This window comes from Xanthomonas sp. NCPPB 3569 (assembly GCF_041475645.2).
Classification (GTDB): domain Bacteria; phylum Pseudomonadota; class Gammaproteobacteria; order Xanthomonadales; family Xanthomonadaceae; genus Xanthomonas; species Xanthomonas phaseoli.
In genome coordinates, this window is record NZ_CM192969.1 from 1522948 (window position 1) to 1540733 (window position 17786).

11 protein-coding genes are annotated in these 17786 nt (G+C 64.5%); 1 reads left to right on the top strand and 10 read right to left on the bottom strand.

Going from position 1 to position 17786, the window contains the following annotated elements:
* Nucleotides 1-65: 65 nt before the first annotated feature.
* On the top strand, nt 66-911 hold the full coding sequence (locus ACCQ03_RS06580; RefSeq protein WP_057677670.1) for an alpha/beta fold hydrolase: 846 nt from the start codon (nt 66-68) through the stop codon (nt 909-911).
* 729 nt (nt 912-1640) lie between these two features.
* Here ACCQ03_RS06580 and ACCQ03_RS06585 read toward each other — a convergent pair.
* The 10 genes from ACCQ03_RS06585 to ACCQ03_RS06630 form a co-directional block, all read right to left on the bottom strand.
* Complete coding sequence (locus ACCQ03_RS06585; RefSeq protein WP_057679013.1) at nt 1641-3926, bottom strand: EAL domain-containing protein; 2286 nt, start codon at nt 3924-3926, stop codon at nt 1641-1643.
* A gap of 72 nt (nt 3927-3998) precedes the next feature.
* On the bottom strand, nt 3999-5075 hold the full coding sequence (locus ACCQ03_RS06590; RefSeq protein WP_003486327.1) for a protein-glutamate methylesterase/protein-glutamine glutaminase: 1077 nt from the start codon (nt 5073-5075) through the stop codon (nt 3999-4001).
* Nucleotides 5072-5668, bottom strand: coding sequence for a chemoreceptor glutamine deamidase CheD (gene cheD, locus ACCQ03_RS06595; RefSeq protein WP_003486330.1), 597 nt, complete (start codon nt 5666-5668; stop codon nt 5072-5074). Before cheD ends, ACCQ03_RS06590 begins: the two co-directional genes overlap by 4 nt.
* Before the next feature lie 2 nt (nt 5669-5670).
* On the bottom strand, nt 5671-6531 hold the full coding sequence (locus ACCQ03_RS06600; protein ID WP_209227385.1) for a CheR family methyltransferase: 861 nt from the start codon (nt 6529-6531) through the stop codon (nt 5671-5673).
* 242 nt (nt 6532-6773) lie between these two features.
* Nucleotides 6774-9155 (bottom strand): methyl-accepting chemotaxis protein, encoded by a 2382-nt coding sequence (locus ACCQ03_RS06605; protein WP_209227387.1) that lies wholly within the window; start codon nt 9153-9155, stop codon nt 6774-6776.
* Between the two features lie 83 nt (nt 9156-9238).
* A complete protein-coding gene (locus ACCQ03_RS06610; protein WP_003486337.1) occupies nt 9239-9622 on the bottom strand; it encodes a hypothetical protein in 384 nt (127 codons plus the stop codon).
* 454 nt (nt 9623-10076) lie between these two features.
* A complete protein-coding gene (locus tag ACCQ03_RS06615) occupies nt 10077-10559 on the bottom strand; it encodes a chemotaxis protein CheW (protein WP_003486339.1) in 483 nt (160 codons plus the stop codon).
* Between the two features lie 134 nt (nt 10560-10693).
* Nucleotides 10694-11479 (bottom strand): flagellar brake protein, encoded by a 786-nt coding sequence (locus ACCQ03_RS06620; RefSeq protein WP_007963584.1) that lies wholly within the window; start codon nt 11477-11479, stop codon nt 10694-10696.
* 675 nt (nt 11480-12154) lie between these two features.
* Entirely contained in the window at nt 12155-14824 is a 2670-nt protein-coding gene (locus tag ACCQ03_RS06625; protein ID WP_150145931.1) for a methyl-accepting chemotaxis protein, read from the bottom strand.
* Between the two features lie 648 nt (nt 14825-15472).
* Nucleotides 15473-17734: a methyl-accepting chemotaxis protein gene (locus ACCQ03_RS06630; protein WP_209227389.1), complete on the bottom strand. Its 2262-nt coding sequence runs from the start codon at nt 17732-17734 to the stop codon at nt 15473-15475.
* Between the last annotated feature and the right edge of the window lie 52 nt (nt 17735-17786).

Here is a 17786-nt window from a genome sequence, read left to right on the forward strand (position 1 = left end):
TGCAACAAAAATCTGAAGTGGGCAGGTCTAGAGTCCCGCCGCTCCACCACTGCCCGTTGATGCCCATGCCCACTTGCACAATCTCCGGTCAAACCCTGCATTACACGCAACATGGCCGCGGTTTCCCGGTCTTGCTTGGCCACAGTTATCTTTGGGACGCTGCGATGTGGGAGCCGCAGATCCAGGCACTATCGCAGCACTACCAGGTCATCGTTCCCGAGCTGTGGGGACACGGGCAGTCAGGCCCGTTGCCGCACGGCACGCAGCAGATCGGCGATCTTGCCCGGCACATGCTGGCCCTGCTGGACGCACTGAAGTTGCCGCAGTGCGCGGTGGTCGGCCTGTCGGTGGGCGGCATGTGGGCCGCCGAGCTTGCCCTGATGGCGCCGGAGCGCGTGCGCAGCCTGGTGTTGATGGACACCTTCCTGGGTGCCGAGCCAGCCGCCACGCGTGCGCGCTATTTCGGCTTGCTTGATGCGATCGACACGGCCGGGCAGGTGACGCCTGCGCTGATCGAGGCGATCGTTCCGATCTTCTTCCGCCCCGGCATCGATCTGGGATCGGCATTGCCGGCCGCCTTTGCGCAGCGTCTGGCGGCGATGTCGGCCGAGCAGTTGCGCGCGTCGGTCGTGCCACTGGGCCGGCTGATCTTCGGTCGAGCCGATCGACTGGATGCCCTGTCTGGACTGGATCCGGCCAACACGTTCCTGCTCGGTGGCGCCGAGGACATTCCGCGCCCGCCCGAAGAGGTGTGGATGATGGCCGAGGCCATCTGCTGCGATTACGAGCTGATCCCGGACGCAGGCCATATCGCCTCGCTGGAAAACCCGGCCTTCGTCAATGCGCAGTTGCTGGGCTGGTTGAAGCGGACGGTAGCCGAGGCCGAGGTGGAATTAATGCGTGTGGGATGAGGCAGGGGCCTCGCCTGACTTAGATGAGGGACGTGGTTACTTCGCAATTGCTCAATTTTGCGGACAGGAGAGGAGCTTGAGGCACTCTCTTTCGCAGGGAGGACTCTCGCAGCGGAGGAGCTCAAAGCGCTCTCTCGTAGGAGAGGGCTGAAGCGCTGCAGATGTCAGGCTGATGTTTCCCTTCTCCCGTCGGGACATTGTCCTCCCTTCTGGAGGAGACGGTGCCCGCAGGGCGCATGAGGGTAGGGCGTCGGCGCCATGCGTGGTCGGCCGTACCCTCACCCCAACCCCTCTCCCGCTGGGAGAGGGGCTTGAAGCATTCTCTCGTAGGCTAGGGGCGCGAAGCGCTCTCTCTTAGGAGAGGGCTGAAGCGCTGCAGTTGTCAGGATGATGTTTCGCTTTTCCACCGGGATCTTTGTTCTCCTTTGTGGAGGAGAGGGTGCCCGCAGGGGGGGATGATAATTCGGGCGCGGCCACGTGCTGTTTGACGTGTGATTGGCTTCGCCACCGTACCCTCACCCCAACCCCTCTCCCGCTGGGAGAGGGGCTTGAAGCACTGTCTCGCAGACGAGGGGCTTGAAGCACTTTCTCGCAGGCGGGGAGCTTGAGGCGCTTTCGGGGGAGCGCTTGCGTTGCTCTCCGCATGAGGGGGCGCATGACTTGCCACGTCGTGGCCCGCCTTTCCTGGATGGAACGGAGTTCGAAGCTGTGATCGTGCGGCGGTTGCGTTTACGGTTGCGTGCCCAGCCAGGCTTCCAGTGCCGGGGCCGGTAGGGGCCGCGAGAACAGGTAGCCCTGCAGCACCTCGCAGCCCAGGTCGGCCAGGAACAGGCGCTGCGCTTCGTTTTCCACACCTTCGGCGACCACGTGCTTGCGCAGGTGCTCGCCGATGCGCAGCACGGAGGTGGTGAGCGCGCGCGCGTCCTCGCTGTGTTCGATGTCGCGCACGAAGCTCATGTCCAATTTGAGTTCGTCGATCGGCAGGCGATGCAGGTGGCTCAGGCTGGAATAGCCGGTGCCGAAATCGTCCAGCGACAGCGAGATGCCGGCTTCGCGAATGGCGTGCAGGTTTTCCAGCACGCCTGGTTGCCCGGACAGCATCACGCTTTCGGTCAGTTCCAGGGTCAGGTCGGAGGGTTGTACGCCCATCTCGGCGATGAGCCGGAGCAGGTCCGACAGCATCCGCGGACTTTCGAAACCGCTCGCCGACAGGTTCACCGACACGCGTGCGACCGGCACGCCACGCTGGCGCCAGTCGGCAACCTGCTGGCACGCGCTGCGCAGGACCCATGCGTTGATCTGCGGCATCATGCCTTGCTCTTCGGCCACGGGCAGGAACCGCGCCGGCGAGACTGCGCCCAACTGCGGATGATTCCAGCGCAGCAGCGCTTCCACGCCATAGAGCGTGTGCGGGGCGGCGCTGTGCATCTGCGGTTGGTAGTGCAGTTGCAGCTGATTGCGGTCGATGGCCTGGCGCAGTTCTGCTTCCAGCGCAACGCGTTCTTGCGCCATGCGGTTCATGTCTGAACTGAAGAAACGAAAGCGCCCGCCGCCTTCCTTCTTGGCGCGATTCATCGCCAAGTCGGCATGGCGCAGCAGGATATTGATGTCCTGCCCATCTTCGGGAAACATCGCCACGCCGATACTGGCCGAGGGATGCACGGTCATATGGCCGACCGGCAGCGGGCTGGCGATGCTGACCAGCAACCGCTCGGCGGCGGCGCTGGCCTGCTCTGCGCTGCATTGCGGCAGCGCGAGCGCGAACTCGTCGCCGGACAGTCGCGCCAGCATTGCCGTGGCGGTGACCTGCTCATTGACGCGCAAGGCGATATCGCGCAACAGGCCATCGCCTGCGGCGTGACCCTGGCTATCGTTGATGAGCTTGAAGCGGTCGATGTTGATGAACATCAACGCGGCCGGTTCGCCCGCGTATTCGGCCTGCGTCAGCGCCTGCTCGGCGCGGGCGCTGAACATGATGCGGTTGGGAAGGCCCGTGAGCGTGTCGTAGAACGCCAGTTGATGCACGCGCTGGCGGATCTGCTCGCGTTCCAGCGCCAAGGTGCACAGCTGCTGGCACAAATCGGTGAGCCGCATATGCCAGGCATCGGCACGTTGCGGCTTGCGGTAGTACAGCGCAAAGGTGCCGAGCACGCGCGCGCTGTTGGAGCGGATCGGTGTGCTCCAGCAGGCACGCAGCCCCCATGGCAAGAGCGTGTCTCGATACGGCTCGAACAAGGGGTCGGTGGCGATGTCTTCCACCATCACCGCGCGACCGCGCCAGGCCGCGGTGCCGCAGGCGCCTGTGCCCGGGCCGATCTTCAAGCCGTTGACCGCATCGGCGTATTCGGGCGGCAGGCTGGGCGCAGCCAGCGAATGCAGGCGACCTTGATTGTCCGCACTCATCACCGTGGCCAGCACGTCCGGTGCGATGCGTTCGACCTCGGTGCAAATCAGGGTCATCACCTCGATCAACGGGCGTTCCTGCACCAAGGCCTCCAGCACGCGGTGCTGCAATACCTCGTGCATCTTGGTGTCGGTGATGTCGGTCAATACCGCCACGTAATGCGAGGGAGCATTGTTGGTGTCGTAGATCGGGTTGAAGTTGAGCGAGATCCACAGCGGAGTGCCGTCCTTGCGATAGACCAGCAAGTCGGCACGCGTGTGCTGCAAGGCGTCTGCGCGATCGCGAACGCGGGCAACCTCGTTTTGGTCGCTTTGCGCGCGGGTCAAGACATCGGAGGGACGCAGACCGACCAGCTCGGCTTCGGTGTAGCCGAACATGCGCTGGAAGCCGTCGTTGGCGTACAGCAGCCGCGATTGCAGGTCGCAGATAAGGATGGCGCTGCTACTGCCATCGAGTGCTTCTGCGAGCAGGCGCGCACGGCGCTGCTCGGGTTGCTCGCCGTCCTTGGCCATGCCGGCGGTGACCGGGCCGGGCCTGATCTGCACCGCGCTTGGTACGTTGGCATGGATCGGCTCGGACGTCAGCGGCGTGCGGTCCATCGCTGCATCCACGCCAGCGCCCGCCGCGCTTCCTGGAGGAAGCGTTGGGTTGGTCGGGTGCGAGGGATGCGCGGCCATGCCGGGTCAGCGCGCCTGCGCCGACAATGCGAGCAAGCGCTCGGCCACGCGGTCCAACGGCACCACTTCCTGTGCGGCGCCAAGTTTGTACGCTGCACCTGGCATGCCCCAGACCACGCTGCTGGCTTCGTCCTGCACCAGTGTCGGCGCGCCGGCCTGCAGCATTTCCAGCAGGCCGCGCGCGCCGTCGTCGCCCATGCCGGTGAGGATGGCGCCCACCGCATTCGGCCCGGCATTGGCGGCAACGGAACGAAACAGCACGTCCACTGCCGGCTTGTGGCGATTGACCGGCGGACCATCGTCGATGCGGCAGCGCCAACGCGCACCGTCGCGAATGATGCGCAGATGCTGGCCACCCGGCGGTAGATACGCATGACCCGGCAGGATCGCCTCGCCATCGGTGGCTTCGCGCACCGACATGGCCGAATGGCGGTTGAGGCGCTCGGCGAATGCGGTGCTGAAGCTGGCGGGCAGATGCTGGGTCATCACCACCGCGGGCGCATCGGCAGGCATGTGTTCGAGCACCACGCGCAGCGCTTCGGTCCCGCCGGCCGAGGCGCCGATGGCGATCAGGCGGTCGGTGGTGCGAAAGCGCAGCGCGCTGCCGGCCACCGGTGCCGATTGCATATCCAGCGTGACTTTGGGCGCGCTCGGGCGATTGAGTGCGCTGACCTTGGCTTTGGCGGCCATCTTGACCTTGCTGACGATCTCTTCGGCATAGCCTTCCAGCCCGCGTGCGACGTCGATCTTGGGCTTGGACACGAAGTCCACGGCGCCCAGCGACAGGGCCTGCAAGGTGGTGTCGGCGCCGCGCTCGGTCAGCGACGAAATCATCACCACCGGGGTGGGGCGCAGGCGCATCAGGTTTTCCAGAAACACCAGGCCGTCCATGCGCGGCATTTCCACATCCAGCGTAATGACGTCCGGATTGAGGCGCTTGATCTTTTCGCGCGCCAGCAACGGGTCGGCGGCCGAGCCGACCACTTCGATGCCGGCGTCGCGCGACAAGATTTCGGTGAGCATCTGACGCACGACCGCCGAATCGTCGACGATCAATACACGCACAGGAGTTTCCAACGTCATTCGAACAACTCCACTCCACCGGTAACCGGTGCTTTGGACAGACGGGCGCGCACGGCCGATTCGGTGGCGGCGACTTCGGCTTCGTGCGCGTGCGGCAAACGCTGCACGACGACGCGGCCAGTCGTCGCGAAGAACCATACCTTGCGCGGATGGATGCCACACAGATCTTCAGCGATGATGGGAATATGTTCGGCCTGCAGGTACTGGCGCACGAACTCGGCGTTGCGGGTGCCGACCGGGTTGCTAGTGAAGCCCTTCAGCACGTTGGCGCCGCCAAAGACCTTGGCTTCGATGCGTTTGCGGTGCGCGCCGCGCTTGAGCATGTCGTTGATCAGCAGCTCCATGGCATAACTGCCGTAGCGCGTGGGTGCGCCATCGCCGACCTGGCCTTCGGGCAACAGAAAGTGGTTCATGCCACCGATCTTGAGCACCGGGTCGCGCAGGCAGGCTGCAACGCACGATCCCAAGGTGGTCGTCAACGCGGTGTCGTCGTCCACCACCAGGTATTGGGTGGGCAGCAGTTTGGCGGCAATGGTCTGGAACCGCGAATCGCGGTAGCGCATGACGTCGTCGACTTGCACGGCAGTACTCATGCTCAGGCTCCTGCGCGCGGTGCGCGCCGATACAGCGTGCGCCCGCACGGCTGGATCAGGTCGGCCGCGTGCAGGTAATTCTCCGAGTGCCCGGTGTAGAGCAAACCGTCCTCGCCCATGTGGCTGACCAGGCGCGACAGGATGCCGCGCTGGGTGGGCTTGTCGAAGTAGATCATCACGTTGCGGCAGAACAGTGCCGCATACGGACCGCCGACGTCGTAACGCGGCGCCAGCAGATTCAACTGGCGGTATTCGATGAGCTGGCGCAGCGCCGGAATGACCCGGCATTTGCCTTCGTTGGGGCCGCTGCCGCGCTGGAAGTACTTGCGCTTGATCGCCGTATCCAGCGAGGCGACGCGGTCGATGGCATAGACGCCGCGCGATGCGGTTTCCAGGACCTGGGTGTCGACGTCGGTGGCCACGATGCTCACCGGCGGGGTCAGCGTGCCGAAGGCTTCGCAGGCGGTGATGGCGATGGAGTAGGGCTCCTCGCCGGTGGAGGCGGCGCACGACCAGATCTTCAACGGCGCCTGCGAGGCGCGCTTTTGCAGTTCTTCGCGCAGCTTGTCGAAATGGTGCGGCTCGCGGAAGAACGAGGTCAGGTTGGTGGTCAGCGCATTGGTGAACGCCTGCCATTCTTCTTCATCGTTGCCGGCTTCGAGCTGGTCGAGGTAATCGCGGAACGAGCGCAGGCCGAGCACGCGCAGACGACGCGACAGGCGGCCATACACCATGTCGCGCTTGGCTGGCGCCAATGCGATGCCGACACGCTGGTAGATCAGGTCGCAGACGCGCTTGAAGTCGCGGTCGCCGAAATCAAATTCGCGTGTGTCTGAAGCGGGAATCGTAGTCGTCATATCCATACGCGTCGTGAGCTATAACTGGATATCGGCCACGGAGCCGCGCAACTGAAGCGCCAATGCGTGGATTGGAAGCGGTTGGGTTCGCTGGCGCGTGCGATGGGGGCGGCGGCTGGTGGTGGGCCGCTCAGAGGGCAAGGACGACCGCCAGGTGTTCCGGCATCTACCTACGGGGATCACCCCAGGTGCCTGGCCCAAATGCACAACGCCCCGGCAATGCCGGGGCGTTGGGTGACAGCGGTGAATCAGAACTCTTGCCAGTTACCGTCGGCCAGCGCGGCCTGGGATTTGGCTGGCCGCGACGCGCTTGCGGCTGCGCGTGCCACCGGCTTGGCGGCGCTTTTCACCGCAACCGGGCGTGAGGCGATCGGCCGGACGCGCGCACTCTGCGGCGCCTGCGTCGCCGAGTCGTCCAGCTTGAACACCGACACCGCTTCGGCCAGATGACCTGCCTGCTCTTCCATCGAGCGGGCGGCGGCAGTGGCTTCTTCCACCAGCGCGGCGTTCTGCTGGGTGGTTTCGTCCATCTGGGTGATGGTCTGGTTGACCTGCTCGATCCCGGACGACTGCTCCTGCGAAGCGGCAGAGATCTCGCCCATGATGTCGGTCACGCGCTGCACGCTGGCCACGATGTCGGCCATGGTGGCGCCCGCCTTGCGCACCAGTGCCGAGCCTTCGGCCACCTTGTGCACGGAGTCGTCGATCAGGCCCTTGATCTCCTTCGCCGCACCGGCCGAACGCTGGGCCAGCGTGCGCACCTCGGAGGCCACCACGGCAAAACCGCGACCCTGTTCGCCGGCACGTGCCGCTTCCACTGCTGCATTCAACGCCAGGATGTTGGTCTGGAACGCGATGCCATCGATGACGCTGATGATGTCGGCGATCTTCTTGGACGAGGCTTCGATGCCGGACATGGTGGTGACCACCTGCGACACCACTTCACCGCCTTGCGAGGCAACGCCGGTGGCGCCGATGGCAAGCTGGTTGGCCTGACGGGCGCTTTCGGCATTCTGCTTGACGGTGGAGGTGAGCTCCTCCATCGAGGCGGCGGTTTCTTCCAGGTTGGCGGCCTGCTGCTCGGTGCGGTGCGACAGGTCGCTGTTGCCCGACGCGATTTCGCCAGCGGCCGAATTGATCGCAGTGGACGACAGCTTGATGCGTCCGACGATGTCGGCCAGCTGCTCGGCGGTGGCATTGGCATCGTCACGCATCTGCGCGAACACGCCGCTGAACTCGCCATGCATGCGCACGGTCAGGTCGCCGCGCGACAGTGCGGACAGCAGGGTCGAAATCTGCTCCAGGCTGCCTGCATTGGCATCCAGCAAGCCGTTGAGCTGCTGCGCCAGCTGCAGGAAGAAGCCCTGCTTGCCGTCGGTTTCCACACGCCCGCTCATGTCGCCGCTGGCGGCGGCGCGCACGATGCGGGCCACTTCTTCTTCCACCTGCACTTCGATGGTGCGGTCGCGCCATTCGCAGACTTCGCCGCTGGTCTCGCCCTGTTCGTTCTTGATGGAGGTGACGGTCTGCGCCAGCACCACTTCGCCAAAACGCTCTTCGAAGCTGGTGACGCCATCGCGTTCCAGTGCGGCAATGGCCTTGCGCACGGTCGCATCCGACAAACCCAGGTAGCTGATGTGCTGGCCGATGACCTTGCTCGCGTCGAATTCGGGCGATGCCAGGCGGATGCTGCTTTCGTACTGCGCCACGATCTTCTTGAAGGCGTCGTTGGCGTAGATCATCACGCGCTCGGGATCGGTGATGAAGGTGCCGGTCGAGGACTTGTCCAGCGCGGTGCGGATGCGCAGGTTTTCGTCGGCAATCTCCTGGTCGCGTTCGATGCGTTCCTTCAGGTCGCGCTGCATGCGCTGCATGGAGCGCATCAATTCGCCTACTTCGTCCTGGCCCTGCACGTTGATCTGGCCGTCCAGCTTGCCGCAGGCAATTTCGGTGGCCGTGGTGACCGCACCGCGCATGCTCTTGACGATGGAACGGGCGAACAGGAAGGCCAGGCCCAGGCCGCCGGCGATGCCGATCAACAGCACCACCAGGGTCAGCGTGACGGAGGTGGCGTGGACCTTTTCGGCCTTGGTCTTGGCAGCCTGCGCGAGCAGGTTGTCTTCGGCAATCAAGGCAGCCAGCGAATCCTTGGCCTTGTTATGCAGGGTACGGGTCTCGCCGACGAAGGTGTCGATGGCGTCGTCGGGCAGGTTCAGCTCCATCATTTCGTCGACGCTGGCATAGGAGGCCGACGCCTTCTTCCAGTCCGCCACGAACACGTCGAACAGCTTCTTCTGTTGCGGGCTTTCGATCAGGCGCAGGTAGCCCTTGATGGTGGCTTCGATCTCGCCATTGAGCCTCTTGGCGCGGACCTTGGCTTCCTGCTTGACCGAGTCGCTGGCGCGCACCAGGTTCTGGTAGGCCGCATTCCGGTATTCGCCGAGCATGCCGCGCAGATCGCCTGCCTCGCGCACGCTGGACATGGTGTTGCCGGCCAGGTCGCGGGTGACGTTATTGAGCGAGGCCAGACCCGAATAGGCGATGACGCCCTGGACGAGCATGATCAGCAGCACGATGCCGAACGCCAGCATCAGCTTGGGCATCAGTTTCAGATTGTTGATCCATTGCATTGACACGATTCCCCGTAGAAGTCAGTTCGCATAGCCGCAACAGCACATCGCCACGCGCGAGGGCGTGGCGATGTGCGAAGCGATTACTTGATGGTGGCGAGCTTCAGGCTGGCCGGGGAGCTGACTTCGATTTCGGCGCGCGAACTGTCGCGCTGGATCTTGCCCAGGACGCAGACGTCCTTACCTTCGAGCGTTTCCGGGGCGAAGCTGAACTTGCCGCGGTTGGCGCCGTCGATGCGTGCGGAGAAGGTGTGGCGCGGGAACATGCCGCCCATGTACAGGAAGGTGGGTTCGCCTTCAGAGCTCTGCGCGTACTTGGCCTTTTCGACCTTGCCGCACACCATGCCGTCCTTGCCGACGAAGCGCGTCGCCATTTCCGGCGGAATCATTTCCTGCGACTGGGCCGACAGCGTGGGAGCAACGATCACGAGAGCAGCGACGGGGAGGAGCGAGAGCAGGAACTTCATAGGATTCTCCAGAAATCAAAAGTCGAACGGTGACCCGTTGTGTGGACGCGGGCTTCATTCAGCTATCGGCTAGCCGCCGTTCAACTTGAATCCGGAAAACGTGATTTTTATCTCAGTTCTATCGAGTGGTGCGTCGCGTGTCGGGAGCATCCCGACACGCGATGGTCGTAGATGCGGTTGCACAGACGCGTTGCGGCCGCCGGAGCGGTGCAGTGGGTGCAGGAACATGCCACATACGCCCAAAAGCGGCTACCGAAACGGAGCAAATCAGCCATCAGGTGGGCGGGGGGCGCAGAAGCCGGAGTGCACGCATGCGACATCGGGATTCAGGGCGCCGACCGCGCGCCTTCTGGCGGCTTGGCAGTCGTTTGGTAGCCGCCTGTCGTAGACGGCGGCTCCTGCATTCCTCTACACCTCTCCGGCGACCGCAGGCGAGGCAACGCAGCCGTTTGAATCAGGCGGCTTCTTCTACCAGCTGCTGACCCAGCTCGGTGCTGTCGAGCAAGGTTTCGATATCCAGCAGGATCAACATGCGATCGTCCTGGGTGCCGATACCGGAGATGAAGCGGGTGTCGACCGATGCACCGAACTCGGGGGTGGGGCGGATCTGGTCGTCGTTGAGCGGAATCACGTCGGACACGCTGTCCACGACGATGCCCACCACGCGGTCTTCGACGTTGAGCACGATCATCACGGTGAAGGCGTCGTAGCGCGCCTCTTTCAGGCGCAGCTTCAGGCGCAGGTCGATCACCGGCACGATGGTGCCGCGCAGGTTGATCACGCCCTTGATGTAATCCGGCGCGTCGGGCAGGCGGGTGACCGAATCGTAGCCGCGGATTTCCTGCACTTTCAGGATATCCACGCCGTAGTGTTCTTCGCCCAGGGCGAAGCTGAGGAATTCACCACCGGTGCCGGTGGCAGTGCTTTTGTCGTTCATGGAAACTCCGGGCGTTGCGGCTAAGTGTCAGGTTAGGCAGGACTGCGGCAGCAGAGACGGATGCGGGATGCCCTAGCAACATCGGCGGGGTAGGCGGCAACTTTAGGTGCCGGCCCCGCGTGGTAGATGAGGGTTCAGAACACGCCGCTCTTGCGCGCATTGCGCTGGCGGTCGACACGGAAAATGTAGCGCTGGATGGTTTCGTCGGCGCCGCGCGGCAGGTCGCTGAACTGCATGCCGATCCGGAAGCCTTCGCTGCCGTTGGGCAGGGTCTGCTTGTGCTGGCTGCATACCGTCAGCGGCAGCGTGATCGGGGCGGTGTCGGGCAATTGCAGGATGCAGTTGCGGTAGGTGCGTTGCGGTTCGAGCAAGGGCATGCCGTCGGTGAGCGACACCGCCAGGCCGCCGCTGCTGATGTCGATCACGCGCAGCTGCAGGTTGAACTCGTTTCCCTGCGCGGCTTCCTGGCGGATGGTGCAGACGGGCGAATCGGTGATCGGCGTTTCCAGCCGGTACGATTCGCGCCGCTGCATGTGGTACATCGCAGCAGGCAGGTCGACGCGGAAGGCGACGTGGATGTCGCGCTCGATCCGTTCGGCCTTTTCCAGGCGGAAGCGGATGTTCACCCGTTCCAGTTGGGCGTAGCACAGCAGGTATTTGGCGCCTTCGATGGCGCGGTTGGAGGCGTCGTTATGGCTGCCGTCCAGGATCACGCAGTCGTCGTCTTCGTCCACTTCCAGCACGGCGGTGGGCACGGCCATGTCGCGGCCGGCCACATGCATGGTCACGATGGCGCGTTGGTCGAGCAGCTGGCGCAGCAATCCACGGATCTGCCGCTTGTTGCGCAGCAGGTAGCGCTCGTCACCTTCGGCGAGGTGATCGGCGTCGTGGTCCAGCTCTGAGGTATCGCCTTGGGACATGGGCACAAGCACAGTGGAAGCGGGAAGGCGCCTGGCGGGTTGTCCTGGCGTCGCCTTGATATCGGCGGCAACGCCAAATCTTTAAGGCGGCTGACGAAACTCGTCTGCGTGCTCCCGTGAGGTTGTGCGGGCAAGTGCCAGTCGCGTTGGTCGGTGTGCGGCGTTTCGACAAGCGACCAGCAGGCCACGGACGCGGTCCGCGTTGTTCAGCCGCGCCACCAGACAGCTGTGTGGGGCGGTGTCCTCGCTGCCTGCGGGACCGATGGACGGGTCTACGGCGCCTGCGGCGAGCGGTGCGCCCACGACGTCTTCGCGCTTGCTGCAAGGCCCTTGCCCGCCCACCATCGCAGGACACGCTGCAAGTACGTCCATGTCAGCTCCCTGGCGGCATGCATGCCGCCAAGGGTCCCGCGACGGTGGGCAGGCAAGGACCATTCGCCTTGGTCGGTGTGCAGGGGTTTCAAGGCAGCCAACATCCGCCGACGCGGTGTTCCTCGCTCGTCAACACACCGCCAGCCAGCGCTTTGGTGCGGTGTCCTGGCCGCTTGCGCGATCGTTGGCGGCATGGATGCCGCCATCGAGCCCCATGGATGGCTTCACGGCGTATCCCGCGGGCGGCGAGGGCACCGCGCCCTCACCGCTGTGAATAGGCTGCAATGCGTCGCCGTTGCCGTCTCAGCTGTAGGCGTGGCGTGCGTTGGCCAGCAAGGTGCTCAGGCGGTCCTGCGGCTCCAGGCGGAACACTGCGACCGCATCGACCAGCTGCGCGGCCTGGTCTTCCATCGAGCGTGCGGCGGCGGTGGCTTCTTCCACCAGCGCAGCGTTCTGCTGGGTGGTTTCGTCCATCTGGGTCACGGTCTGGTTGACCTGGGTGATGCCTGCGGCCTGTTCGCGCGAAGCGCTGGTGATTTCGCCCATGATGTCGGTGACGCGCTGCACCGAGGTCACCACCTGCTGCATGGTGCTGCCGGCTTCGGAAGCCAGTGCCGCACCGTTGCCGATGCGGGTCACCGAGTCTTCGATCAGGTGCTTGATCTCCTTGGCTGCGCCGGCCGAGCGCTGTGCCAGCGTGCGGACCTCCGAGGCCACCACGGCAAAGCCACGGCCCTGCTCGCCGGCGCGCGCCGCTTCCACCGCCGCGTTCAATGCGAGGATATTGGTCTGGAAGGCGATGCCGTCGATGACGCTGATGATCTCGGCAATCTTTTTCGACGAGGCGTCGATGTCGGCCATGGTGGTGACCACGCGGTTCACCACGTCGCCGCCCTTTGCCGCGACACCGGCAGCATCCAGCACCAGACGATTGGCCTGGTCGGCATTGTCGGCATTCTGCTTGACGGTGGCAGTGAGTTCTTCCATGGAGGCTGCGGTTTCCTCCAGCGCGGCCGCCTGCTGTTCGGTGCGACGCGACAGGTCGCCGTTGCCGGTGGCGATTTCGGTGGCGGCCGAATTGATCGTCAGCGAGGAGTCCTTGATACGACGCACGATGCCGGCCAGCTGGTCGGCGGTGGCGTTGGCGTCGTCGCGGATGGTGGCGAAGACGCCCTGCAGCGCGCCGTCCATGCGTGCGGTCAAGTCGCCTTGCGACAGCGAGGAGAGCAGGGCGGAGACGCGCGACAGGCCGTCGGCGTTGTTGTCCAGCAGCGTGTTGAGCTGTTGGGCCAGCAGCAACAGGAAGCCCTGCTTGCCGCGCACGTCGATCCGCTCGCTGAGGTCGCCGGCCGCGGCGGCTTCCACCACGTGCGCGACTTCCTGTTCCACCTGCACTTCCTGGGTACGGTCGCTCCATTCGACCACGTAGCCCATGCGCTCGCCGTTGGCAGCCACGACCGGGCTGACCACTTCCTGCACGATGCGGCCGCCGATTTCGATCTGTGCGGTGTGCGCGTTCTTGAGTTGATCCAGCAGGCGTGCGTGCTCGGGATTGCGATGGAACTGGTCGATGCGGGTATTGCCCAGTGCGGTGGCATCGAAATCGGGCAGGTCGTGCCGCAGGACGTCCTGCATTTCCGACAGCATGCGTTGCAGCGGGCGATTGACGTAGATGATGCGGCGCTCGGCGTCGGCGATCATCACATTGGTGCTGACGTCGTCCAAGGCGGTGCGCACGCGCAGTGCTTCGCTGGCGATCAGGTGGTCGCGTTCCAGGCGCGCGCGCAGGTCATCGCGCATGGTGCGCGCGTTGAGCAGCAGGCGGCCGAGTTCGTCATGCCGGTCGATTTCAATCGGGTTGTCCAGGCGGCCGGCCGCCACGTCGCCAAGCACGCGTTCCACTGCCAGCAACGGGCGGGTGACCATCTTGCGCGCGGCAATGAACACCACCGCGATGCACAGTGCAAGCACCACCAACGAGAACAGCAGCATGCTGCCCATCAGTGCATCCAGCGGGCCGTCGATGGCGCTGCGCGGCTGCGCGCCGATCACCGCCCACTGCCACGGCGCGTAACGCTGTGCGGTGACTTCGAACGCCTGGCTGGCGCCCTTGGCATCGCGCAGCTGCAGGTTGGCGCTGGGCTGCTTGCCGTCCAGCACCGCCTGCAACAGGGCCTGCTGTTCGGCCGGCACCAGTGCCGCCAACGTGGCCGGGGTGCCGGCCGGGGCCGCAATGATCTGGCCCTGGTGATCGCCCGGCGCCATGTCGACGATGACGAAATAGCCGTCCTGGCCCAGTTTGGTGGTGCTGACCTGGGCCTTGAGCGCGGCCAGGCCTTGGGTGTAGTTGCGCCCGACGAACAGCGCACCGATGACCTCGCCGGCGGCATCGCGCAGCGGCTGGTAATGGGTCATGTATTGCTCGCCGAACAGCTGCGCCTGGCCGGTGAAGCTCTTGCCCTGCGAGAGGGCGGCGTAGGCCTTGCCCTTGCGATCGAGCAGGGTGCCGATGACACGTTCGTTCTGCTTGTTACGCAGCGAGGTGGTGATGCGCACGAAGTCGTCGCCGGTACGGGCGAAGATCGTGGCAACGCCGCCGGTCGCCTTGGCAAAGCGGTCCACGGCGTCGAAATTGAGGTTCAAGGCCTGCTTGCCGGCACGCAGCGACGGGGTGTTCTGTTCGCCGATGGTGACCGTGCTGGCGCTATCGAGTTCGCGCGCCCCGGCCGGGAGCATGTCGTCGAACACGCTGCCCAAACGTTGGGTGCCTTCGCTGAGGGTGACGTCGTACATCGCCACCGACTGCTGCATCAGCCGGGTGCTGGAGCGCAGCTCGGCCTTGACCTGCGATTCGATATCGCCAGCGGACTGGCGGTAGATGGTCAGGGCCAACAGACCCAGCGAGATGGCAATGACCAGCGTGAGCAGTGCGGAGAGCCGCGTACCGACCGAGAGGCGGTTGAAGGAATGCATGAGGAATCGACCTTGCACGGGGGAGGGCGTTACGAATGCGTGAGCTTGGTAGCGGCCGTTTATGCTCGAAATTGATTGTTGCCGTTGAAATCAGCACAAAATTGGGCGTTTCATTCAGTAATCAGTGGCTGAAAGCGGTTTCACAACGCTCGCTTGATCGCTAGCGATTGTAAATATCGGGTGAAATTTGGAGTGCCCACGAGGGGAGCAACCGGTTGCGTCAGGCGGGCGAAAAGCACGCCTTGCTGCCGCCCGATCGCAGCGAAATCTTGGCCAGCCAATACGATGGCTACGCAGCCGCCGAGCGCTTGCAGCCGGAGTCGGAGTTCGCACCTATCCTCGGTGTCGACGCAACGTTCTGCCTGAAGATCGTGCGTGCGGTTTGTGTGTCGTGCCCGGGACGACACCAAAAAAAGGGCCGCTTCCCCTCGCAAGGGAAACGGCCCACAAGATCTGCGGAGCGCGGATCAAAGGCTCTCGAAACGTGTGCGTTGCTGGACAACGGTGTTGCGTGAAACGCGCATCGGCAGCTGCGATCGGGCGACGATGCGCAAGGCGGCCGGTTGCACTACAGGGACCAAACACGATCCCGGTGTCTGTGCCGGTCGCCCGCCACTGCCGGCGACCGGTGGGCTCCGGCGCCGCCGCTTAAAACTCCTGCCAATTGCCATCGCCAACGGTCGACGTGGTTGCACTGACTGCCACGCGCTGCGGTGTCGCCGCGGCCACGGCGGCACGTGCGACCGGGCGCGCTGCCGGCCGCTGGTGGCGCGCGGCGCCGGCGATGGCCGATAACCTGCGTGCCACCGGCGCGTTCGCATCGACCTTGAAGACCGCCACCGCTTCGGTGAGTTGCTGTGCCTGTTCTTCCATCGCGCGCGCGGCGGCAGTGGCTTCTTCCACCAGGGCCGCGTTCTGTTGGGTGGCTTCATCCATCTGCGTCACGGTGAGGTTGACCTGTTCGATGCCGGCCGATTGCTCCTGCGAGGCGGCGGAAATTTCGCCCATGATGTCGGTGACGCGCTGCACCGACGAGACGATTTCGGCCATGGTGCGGCCCGCCTGGTCCACCAGCTGCGAGCCGTCGGTGACGCGCTGCACCGAGTCGCCGATCAGATCCTTGATCTCCTTGGCGGCGGCCGAGGAACGCTGCGCCAGCGTGCGCACTTCACTGGCCACCACGGCAAAGCCGCGGCCTTGCTCGCCGGCACGTGCCGCTTCCACTGCCGCATTCAAGGCCAGGATCTTGGTCTGGAAGGCGATGCCGTCGATGACGCTGATGATGTCGGCGATCTTCTTCGACGAAGCCTGGATGCCAGCCATGGTGTCGACGACCTTGCCGACGACCTCGCCGCCTTGCGAGGCCACGCTGGCCGCACCGATCGCCAGTTGATTGGCCTGGCGTGCACCTTCGGCATTCTGCTTCACGGTCGAGGTGAGCTCTTCCATCGAGGCCGCGGTTTCTTCCAGGTTGGCGGCCTGCTGTTCGGTACGCTGCGACAGGTCGTTGTTGCCGGCGGCAATTTCGCTGGCAGCCGCATTGATCGAGACGGCCGAGGTCTGGATGTGCCCGACGATACCGGCCAGTTGCGTGACCGTGGCATTGGCATCGTCGCGCATCTGCGCGAACACGCCCTGGAATTGTCCATCCATACGCGCAGTGAGATCGCCCGCAGCAATGGCCTGCAACATGCCCGACAACGCCTGCAGGCTGCCATCGGCAGTGGCCATCAGCTGGTTGAGGCTCTCGACCATAATGCGGAAGTCGTACTGGAACTGCGCTGCGTCGCCGCGTGCACTGAAGTCGCCGGCCGCAGCGGCCTGCGCCAGCTGCTTGATCTGCCGATTCATCGCGGCCAGGTTGTGTTTGACCTGCGCCATGGTCTGAGTGAGTTTGGCCTGTTCGCCGGGCAGGGCGTCCATGTCGTCGCTGAGGTCGCCGATCGCATAGCGGCCCATGATCTGCGCCAGGCGCGCGGTGACCTGGATGTGGCTGTCGACCAGTGCATTGGTGTCGCCGGCCATGCGGCCGTAGTCGCCCGGAAACGTGCCGGCATCCATGCGAAAGCTCACCTGGCCGGCATCGTGGCGCTTGGCCATGTCCAGCTGGGCGGTGATCAGGTTGCGCACCCGCGACTGCATCGTGTCCATGGCCTGCAACAGACGGCCGGTTTCGTCGCCGGCATCGCTATGCACGGCGTTATCGAGCTTGCCCTCGGCAATCGCTTCGGCGGCGCGGGTGGCGCGGCTGAGTGGCCGGGTGAGGCTGCGGGTGATCAGCAAGCCCAGCGTGCCGCTCAGCATTACCACCAGCAGCGAACCGCCGACCAGCAACTTGCGCGAATCGTCCATCGACTGCAGCGCCACTTCGGCTGCTTCGGAGGCGAGCTTGTCCTGAAGGGCAATGTTCTCGCCGATCTTGTCCTGCCATTTCTGCATCGCAGGTGCGGCCTGGGTGAGCATCAGCGGCAATGCTTCATCGCTGTGGCCAGACATCACCAGGTCGACGACCTTGTTGTTCAAGTCGCGCACGGGCTGCCCGAGGCGGTCGATCTCGGTACGGATGCCGATGCCCTGCGGCGAAGACGGAATGGCATACAGCGCATCGTGCGCCTTCGCGTAGTCGGCGCGTGCCTGCTTGATGGATGCGATGAATTTCAGATTGTCTTCGTTGCTGGTCGGCAACACGACGTTGCGTAGCTCCGCGGCGATGACGTAGTTGGCATTCATCATGTCGTTGGAGAGGCGGATCTTGGTCATGTTCTGGTGCACCAGGGCATCCACCAGCGCACGTGCAGAGGTCAGCCCGCGATAGCCGATGAAGGCGATGAACCCGGACAGTAGGATCAGCACGGTAAAGGCGGCAGCCAGGCGTGGCCCGACATTGAAGCGCAGCAAAAGAGAGGTCATGAAAATCGCTCGGCTTTAAAAGGTGGAATGCGGTTGCGCTGGCAGGCTGGGA

Excerpts from the sequence above, each read along its gene's own strand:
- cheD (WP_003486330.1), bottom strand. The coding sequence starts at position 5,668 with ATGAGTACTGCCGTGCAAGTCGACGACGTCATGCGCTACCGCGATTCG.
- ACCQ03_RS06600 (WP_209227385.1), bottom strand. The coding sequence starts at position 6,531 with ATGGATATGACGACTACGATTCCCGCTTCAGACACACGCGAATTTGAT.
- ACCQ03_RS06580 (WP_057677670.1), top strand. The coding sequence starts at position 66 with ATGCCCACTTGCACAATCTCCGGTCAAACCCTGCATTACACGCAACAT.
- ACCQ03_RS06625 (WP_150145931.1), bottom strand. The coding sequence starts at position 14,824 with ATGCATTCCTTCAACCGCCTCTCGGTCGGTACGCGGCTCTCCGCACTG.
- ACCQ03_RS06620 (WP_007963584.1), bottom strand. The coding sequence starts at position 11,479 with ATGTCCCAAGGCGATACCTCAGAGCTGGACCACGACGCCGATCACCTC.
- ACCQ03_RS06615 (WP_003486339.1), bottom strand. The coding sequence starts at position 10,559 with ATGAACGACAAAAGCACTGCCACCGGCACCGGTGGTGAATTCCTCAGC.
- ACCQ03_RS06590 (WP_003486327.1), bottom strand. The coding sequence starts at position 5,075 with ATGACGTTGGAAACTCCTGTGCGTGTATTGATCGTCGACGATTCGGCG.
- ACCQ03_RS06605 (WP_209227387.1), bottom strand. The coding sequence starts at position 9,155 with ATGCAATGGATCAACAATCTGAAACTGATGCCCAAGCTGATGCTGGCG.
- ACCQ03_RS06630 (WP_209227389.1), bottom strand. The coding sequence starts at position 17,734 with ATGACCTCTCTTTTGCTGCGCTTCAATGTCGGGCCACGCCTGGCTGCC.
- ACCQ03_RS06610 (WP_003486337.1), bottom strand. The coding sequence starts at position 9,622 with ATGAAGTTCCTGCTCTCGCTCCTCCCCGTCGCTGCTCTCGTGATCGTT.